The sequence below is a fragment of the Acinetobacter minutum genome (assembly GCF_035916735.1).
Lineage (GTDB): Bacteria > Pseudomonadota > Gammaproteobacteria > Pseudomonadales > Moraxellaceae > Acinetobacter.
In genome coordinates, this window is record NZ_JAQIHG010000050.1 from 1 (window position 1) to 7,130 (window position 7,130).

At 45.1% G+C, this 7,130-nt stretch carries 6 protein-coding genes and 1 pseudogene; 2 read left to right on the forward strand and 5 right to left on the reverse strand.

Going from position 1 to position 7,130, the window contains the following annotated elements; genetic code table 11:
* The 5 genes and pseudogenes from PAE54_RS12095 to PAE54_RS12115 form a co-directional block, all read right to left on the reverse strand.
* Positions 1-70, reverse strand: a pseudogene (locus tag PAE54_RS12095) (hypothetical protein); the annotation flags it as partial.
* 93 nt (positions 71-163) lie between these two features.
* The gene (fusA, locus tag PAE54_RS12100; protein ID WP_273778579.1) at positions 164-2,302 is read right to left on the reverse strand and encodes an elongation factor G; all 2,139 of its coding nucleotides are present in this window, start codon (positions 2,300-2,302) and stop codon (positions 164-166) included.
* 127 nt (positions 2,303-2,429) lie between these two features.
* Positions 2,430-2,900 (reverse strand): 30S ribosomal protein S7, encoded by a 471-nt coding sequence (rpsG, locus tag PAE54_RS12105; RefSeq protein ID WP_004901967.1) that lies wholly within the window; start codon positions 2,898-2,900, stop codon positions 2,430-2,432.
* A gap of 165 nt (positions 2,901-3,065) precedes the next feature.
* Positions 3,066-3,440: a 30S ribosomal protein S12 gene (rpsL, locus tag PAE54_RS12110; RefSeq protein ID WP_000246374.1), complete on the reverse strand. Its 375-nt coding sequence runs from the start codon at positions 3,438-3,440 to the stop codon at positions 3,066-3,068.
* 170 nt (positions 3,441-3,610) lie between these two features.
* A complete protein-coding gene (locus PAE54_RS12115) occupies positions 3,611-5,050 on the reverse strand; it encodes an EcsC family protein (RefSeq protein ID WP_326519623.1) in 1,440 nt (479 codons plus the stop codon).
* 296 nt (positions 5,051-5,346) lie between these two features.
* Here PAE54_RS12115 and PAE54_RS12120 point away from each other — a divergent pair, with 296 nt between their 5' ends.
* Positions 5,347-6,576: a beta-ketoacyl synthase N-terminal-like domain-containing protein gene (locus PAE54_RS12120; RefSeq protein ID WP_273778577.1), complete on the forward strand. Its 1,230-nt coding sequence runs from the start codon at positions 5,347-5,349 to the stop codon at positions 6,574-6,576.
* Positions 6,576-7,028 carry a protoporphyrinogen oxidase HemJ gene (hemJ, locus tag PAE54_RS12125; RefSeq protein WP_273778576.1) on the forward strand — a complete coding sequence of 151 codons (453 nt, stop codon included), beginning with the start codon at positions 6,576-6,578 and terminating at the stop codon, positions 7,026-7,028. The genes PAE54_RS12120 and hemJ overlap by 1 nt, the downstream gene beginning before the upstream one ends.
* Positions 7,029-7,130: the final 102 nt, after the last annotated feature.

A 7,130-nucleotide genomic window follows, 5' to 3' on the forward strand; every position in this document is an offset into this window, starting at 1 on the left:
CATGGTCAACGTGACCGATTGTGCCCACGTTTACGTGTGGTTTATTACGTTCAAACTTGGCTTTAGCCATGATGATCTTCCTTTATAAACTGCTCATGAGGGTCGCTCATGAGCAACTGGTTATTAACTAAAAAATTAGTTTGGGCTTATAGTAATCGAAAGATTACTCGTCGTCACCTTTTTTACCGCCAGCTTGGAACTTCGCGATAATGCCTTCAGCCACGTTACGTGGAGTTTCAGCGTATTTAGCAAATTCCATTGAGTATGTCGCACGACCTTGAGACATAGAACGCATTTGAGTTGCGTAACCAAACATCTCAGCAAGTGGAACTTCAGCACGGATTGCTTTAGTACCGCCAGGCAAGTCATCCATACCCTGAACCATACCACGACGACGGTTCAAGTCGCCCATGATATCGCCCATGTAGTCTTCTGGAGTTTCTACTTCAACTTTCATGATCGGTTCAAGCAAGATTGGATCTGCTTTCATGAAACCGTCACGGAATGCATAAGAACCTGCCATTTTGAACGACAATTCGTCAGAGTCGACATCGTGGTAAGAACCGTCGAATAGTGTCGCTTTGATACCCACAACAGGGTAACCAGCCAAGACACCGTTCTTCATACGTTCTTGAATACCTTTGTCAACCGCACCGAAGAATTCTTTAGGTACTACACCACCTACAACTTCTTCAGCGAATTCGTATTCTTTACCAGCAGCTTCGACATCAAGTGGCTCTAAACGAACATATACATGACCGAATTTACCTTTACCACCTGTTTGACGTACGAACTTGCCTTCTTGTTCAACAGACTTTTTAATCGTTTCACGGTAAGCAACCATTGGTTTACCAATGTTCGCTTCAACACCGAATTCACGCTTCATACGGTCAACGATGATGTCAAGGTGAAGCTCACCCATACCCGCAATAATCGTTTGACCAGATTCTTCGTCAGTACGTACGCGGAACGATGGATCTTCCTTCGCCAAACGACCTAAAGCGATTGACATTTTTTCTTGGTCAGCTTTGGTTTTTGGTTCAACAGCCAATGAAATTACTGGCTCTGGGAATTCCATACGTTCAAGTGTAATGATGTTTTTCTCATCACATAGCGTATCACCCGTAGTTACGTCTTTAAGACCTACACACGCAGCGATATCGCCCGCACGGATTTCGTCAAGATCTTGACGTTCGTTTGCGTGCATTTGCACGATACGACCGATACGTTCACGTTTAGATTTAACTGGGTTGTATACTGGGTCGCCTTGTTTAAGAACGCCAGAGTAAACACGTACGAATGTCAAGTTACCTACGAATTTGTCGTTCATGATTTTGAACGCAAGCGCAGAGAACGGAGCTTCGTCAGATGCTTCACGAGATGCTTTAGTTTCAGCTTTGTCGTCAAGGATACCTTCGATCGCTTTAACTTCTGTTGGTGATGGCAAGAACTGAATTACAGCGTCCAACATACGTTGTACACCTTTGTTCTTGAACGCAGAACCACAAAGCATTACTTGGATTTCAGAAGCCAAGGTACGAGCACGTAAACCAGCGATGATGTCTTCTTTAGAAAGATCACCTTCTTCTAGGTACTTGTCCATCAACTCTTCAGAAGCTTCAGCAGCAGCTTCAACCATGTTGGTACGCCATTCGTTCGCAGTATCAACAAGATCAGCAGGAATTTCGCCGTATTCGAACTTCATACCTTGAGATGGTTCATCCCAGATAATCGCTTTCATTTCGATTAGGTCAACAACACCAGCGAATGTATCTTCAGCACCGATTGGCACAACGATTGGCACAGGGTTACCGCCCAAACGTGTTTTTACTTGTTCAACCGCACGGAAGAAGTTGGCACCAGTACGGTCCATCTTGTTCACGAATGCTAAACGAGGCACTTTATATTTGTTCGCCTGACGCCATACGGTTTCAGACTGAGGCTGTACACCACCTACCGCACAGTAAACCATGCAAGCACCGTCAAGAACACGCATAGAACGTTCCACTTCAATTGTGAAGTCTACGTGTCCCGGGGTGTCAATTACGTTGATACGATGCTGTTCGAATTGGTTAGCCATACCAGACCAGAAACAAGTCGTAGCAGCGGAAGTAATGGTAATACCACGTTCCTGCTCTTGTTCCATCCAGTCCATTGTTGCTGCACCATCATGCACTTCACCAATTTTGTGAGATACACCTGTGTAGAACAAAATACGTTCAGTCGTAGTTGTTTTACCTGCGTCAATGTGCGCAGAAATACCAATATTACGGTAACGAGAAATTGGGGTTTGACGAGCCATGATTTCTTGCATTCCTAAATTTGTTATTAAAACAGGACGCTTTAAGCTGCTAGCAACTTAAAGCGATTTGATGACAGTCGTGTGAAACAAAACTGTCATCCTCCTGATTAAGGCCTGTTTTAGCCGCTTAGAAGCGGTAGTGAGAGAAGGCTTTGTTGGCTTCAGCCATACGGTGCACATCTTCACGTTTTTTGATCGCTGCGCCTTTACCTTCAGCCGCATCAAGCAACTCGCCAGCAAGACGTAAAGCCATAGTTTTTTCAGAACGCTTAGCAGCAGCATCTACCAACCAACGCATAGCTAGGGCAGTACGACGGGATGGGCGTACTTCCATAGGCACTTGATAAGTAGCACCACCAACACGGCGTGCTTTTACTTCGACCATTGGGCGAACTTTTTCAAGCGTAGCTTCAAAGAATTCAACTGGGTCTACTTTGTTTTTTTCTTGAACGCGGTCTAAAGCACCGTAAACGATACTTTCAGCAATAGATTTTTTACCATCTTGCATTACGTGGTTCATGAATTTAGCGATTGTTTGGCTGCTGAATTTTGGATCCGGAAGGATTTCACGAGCAGCGACTACGCGACGTCTTGGCATTTTAAACTACCTATAAATATGACACTTCAGGGTGATCCAGCCGTAAGTACAAAGTGTCGTGTACTATTCGCTGGCCTTACTACACGTCGCTTGAATTTCACAATTTTAAATGCAGAAATCAGACAAGCGAGACGATAAAGGATTGCGGTTTTAGAGCCTTAAGAATTACTTCTTAGGACGTTTAGCACCGTATTTAGAACGTGACTGGTTACGATCTTTCACGCCAGCACAGTCTAAAGAACCACGAACGGTATGGTAACGTACACCTGGTAAGTCTTTAACACGACCACCACGGATAAGCACAACACTGTGCTCTTGTAGGTTGTGGCCTTCACCACCGATGTAGCTTGAAACTTCAAAGCCAGAAGTTAAGCGAACACGGCAAACTTTACGCATTGCTGAGTTAGGTTTTTTAGGTGTAGTTGTGTAAACACGTGTACAAACACCACGACGTTGTGGACAAGCCTTCAACGCAGGAACTTTTGATTTTTCAACCAAAGTCGTACGACCCTTACGGATCAACTGATTTGTTGTTGCCATATGGCAATTCTCCCGTTAATAAAAAGCCCCAAAAATGACTACTTTTTGAGGGCATGCAATTGTAAGCCAAGACGCTTAAATGGTCAACACAACAACCTCGCTTCTGGCACCTGACTTTTCAAGCGTCTGAACAGGATTTACGATCCGATGTAATCGACCAATTCTCTGACTTATGACGCCGGTTTTTCTTTTTTACTTTTTGTCCGACTCGTGCTTGCAGTTGGCGCTGGCGTTTCATCCACAGAAGACTGTGCCTTTTCGCCTTCTGGATTTTTTTCTTCTTCAGCCAAATCCGTCACTTCATCCGTTTCTGCTTCCGGCACAGGAACTGCCGGTTTTTGTGGCTCAACTTCCGCATGCGGTGCCACATACTGCTCAGCCAAAGCCTGAATCCCCTGCTCGACCGGATCATCACTGCCCTGTGCTTGTTGATCATCCTCCGCACTTTCTGCGGGTTTAGGCTGAATCTCGATTTTGGCAATGGCAGGATTAGATCCGGCATCTAATTCTTTTGGCTCGATAACAGGCGAATTATCTTGCTGCTCTATACCCTGTGCTGAGCTCAGCAAAGGGGAGGCTTTTGCCAATAAACGTACAGATGCCTCATAGGCTGCCAAGGGGGAAAGTGGCGAATCTTGATGATCGGTTAAATACTGGCGTGCCGCCGAGAAAACCTCTTGTGCTTTACGATGAGCCTCTTCGATCAATTGCCAGCTATAGAATGCTCCGATTCCAGCGCCTGTTACAGGGGTGAGTTTGCCAATAAAAGTAAATTTCGGCACCTGCTGCATCCATGGCCATTTAAACTCGCCATTTTCCTGTAACAGCCATTTTTTAAGAGCTTCGGCATCATGACTGGAACCTAACAGCTGCTGCAATTGCTGACTGTCGTGGCGTTGTAATAGCCCTACCAGTGCTTTCATCCCCAACAGTACGGTTTGCTTTTCGGCAACGAGCCCAAGGTTGACGTGGCGAAATACATATTGCACGGCTTCCTGTTCATGCGTCTGATTTAAAGGAAAACCATAAGCGCGCCCGGTCTGATAGATGGTACGCAAAGCCAAAGCAATCGATGCCGGAACATCAACTGTGCTACCGAGTGCACCCGTTGCACCACTCAAGGCCCCCTGTACCGCTGCAATCCATTTGTTCTGTTCACTCAGTGCCTGACTTAAACGGCCTGAACGTTGTACATCCTGAGTTAACTCTTCAAGCTGTTCAGCACCCGCTTCATCTAGAATCTGCTCAACCGAACTGTAACGCGAACTGATCTGGTTGAGCTGTTCGAATAAATAGTCGGATAGTTGATCAGACCACTCCGGTGCCAATAGATGGGTGATTTGCTGGGCACGTGGGTAATGACGGCCTAATAACTGTTTGGAGATTTGCGGTACATGCTGGCGCAGCATTTCCTGCGGAGTTGAAAAACTATTTTTTTGATGATTAGCATGTTGCCCTTGCAAATGAAGGCCGCGCTGCGACTGAGCTGAAGCCGAACCTTGCTGTGCTATACGATTCAACACCTTGACACCTGTGTGGCTGAGCTTTTTAGCCACTCCAAAGCTATTGGAGATGAAACCTGCTGAACGCTTATTGTTTGAATTTGCCATCCGGTATCCCTAGTCGTATTTCTTAAATTTCTCGATAGATACTAGGAGTAGTCAGGTGTGAACTCAACATGAATATGTATCTTTTAGTGAAGTTAAGCAAATGATCTGTCTCTCTGACGTTACACTGCAATAGACATAAGATTTGCCATAAGAAATCAAAAATCTTTCTGTTATCATGGGTGCAATTTAAAACTTGAGTGCCCAACCAACAATCAGGCTTTGATTTATCTCAGCCTATTGATCCTGTTGGTCTGGAATCGCTCGGATCTCACATCACCATATGAAGGGAACTGTAGATGAAACGTGTTGTAATCACAGGTATGGGTATTAACTCATGTATCGGTAACACCTTAGAAGACGTAACAAATTCTTTAAAAAACGGCATTTCAGGCACACGTTTTAATCCTACTTATGCTGAACTGAATTTCAAAAGCCATGTTAGTGCAGCAGCTGAACAAAATTTTGACAATATCGACCGTAAACTGAAACGTTTCATGGGCGTATGTGCCATGTATGCGTACAACTCAGCGCTTGATGCGGTAAAACATGCAGGCTTAACACCGGAAGATCTTGCGGGTAATCCACGTTACGGTATCGCAGGCGGTTCAGGTGGTGGTTCAACTGCATCTGTGATTGAAATGTCTGAGATTCTTGCAGAAAAAGGTGCGCGTAAAGTTGGTCCGTTCTTCGTTCCACGCAACATGACCAACACCATTACAGCAAACGTGGGTGTGGCATTTAAATTACAAGGTATGGCTCATTCGATCGCCAGCGCATGTGCAACTTCTGCAGATGCGATTGGTTATGCCTACAACCTGATTCAACTTGGCAAACAGGACTTGATGCTTGCGGGTGGTGGTGAAGAAGATCATTGGTCTCAAAGCTTGCTATTTGATGCAATGGGCGCGCTTTGTTCTAAATATAACGACACACCAGAAACAGCTTCACGTCCATACTCTGCAGACCGTGATGGTTTTGTCATTGCAGGTGGCGGCGGTTTCCTGGTACTTGAATCACTTGAACATGCTCAAGCACGTGGTGCCAATATCTTGGCTGAAATCGTAGGTTATGCGGCGAACAGTGATGGTGCCGACATGGTTGCGCCAAGCGGTGAAGGTGCAACACGTTGTATCCAGATGGTACTTGAAGAAGCTAAACAACACGGCGTTGAAAGCATTGATTACGTGAACACACACGGTACCTCTACCCCTGCTGGTGACATCACTGAACTTAAAGCGATGGAACGTGCATTCGGTGAAGGTAAAGTTCCTGCGCTCAGCTCAACCAAATCGATGACTGGTCACAGCTTGGGTGCTGCGGGTGTACACGAAGCGATTTACTCTGTACTGATGTTGCAAAATGACTTCATCGCACCAAACATCAACGTGACTGAACTGGATGAAGGCGCGAAAGGTTTTGACATCGTACTTGAAAAACGTGATGCAAAATTGAATACTGTGATGAGTAACAGTTTCGGCTTCGGCGGTGTGAATGCCTGCCTAGTCTTCAAAAAATGGGATAATTAATGGTTGTACCTTCTGATGCTTTCTTGTGGGTAAAAGCATTACATATTATTGCTGTGGTCTGTTGGTTCGCTGCACTGTTCTACTTACCACGCTTGTATGTTTACCATGCCATGAGCAATGACCAGATCAGTCATGAACGTTTCCAGGTTATGGAACGTAAACTCTACCGAGGGATCATGTGGCCATCGATGGTGGCCACACTGATCACGGCCCATTTTCTGGTCGATTGGGGAGATGTCTGGTTCCATTATCATGAATCTGCATGGTTTTACCTTAAAGTTGCATTGGTCGGTTTACTGGTGATCTATCATTTCTCTTGCGGCTATTACCGCAAGAAACTGATAGAAAACGCCCATTACAAATCACATAAATTCTGGCGTTTCTTTAATGAGTTACCGACAGTCATCTTACTGACTGTCGTGATTCTGGTCGTGGTGAAACCCCACTTCTAAGCTGTCAAAAAAAGGCCCCATCATGGTAATGCCAGTCAGTTAAGCAACATTTAGCCAAATGCTGTAAAAATGAGTGTATATAAATACGCTCATTTTTTTTTA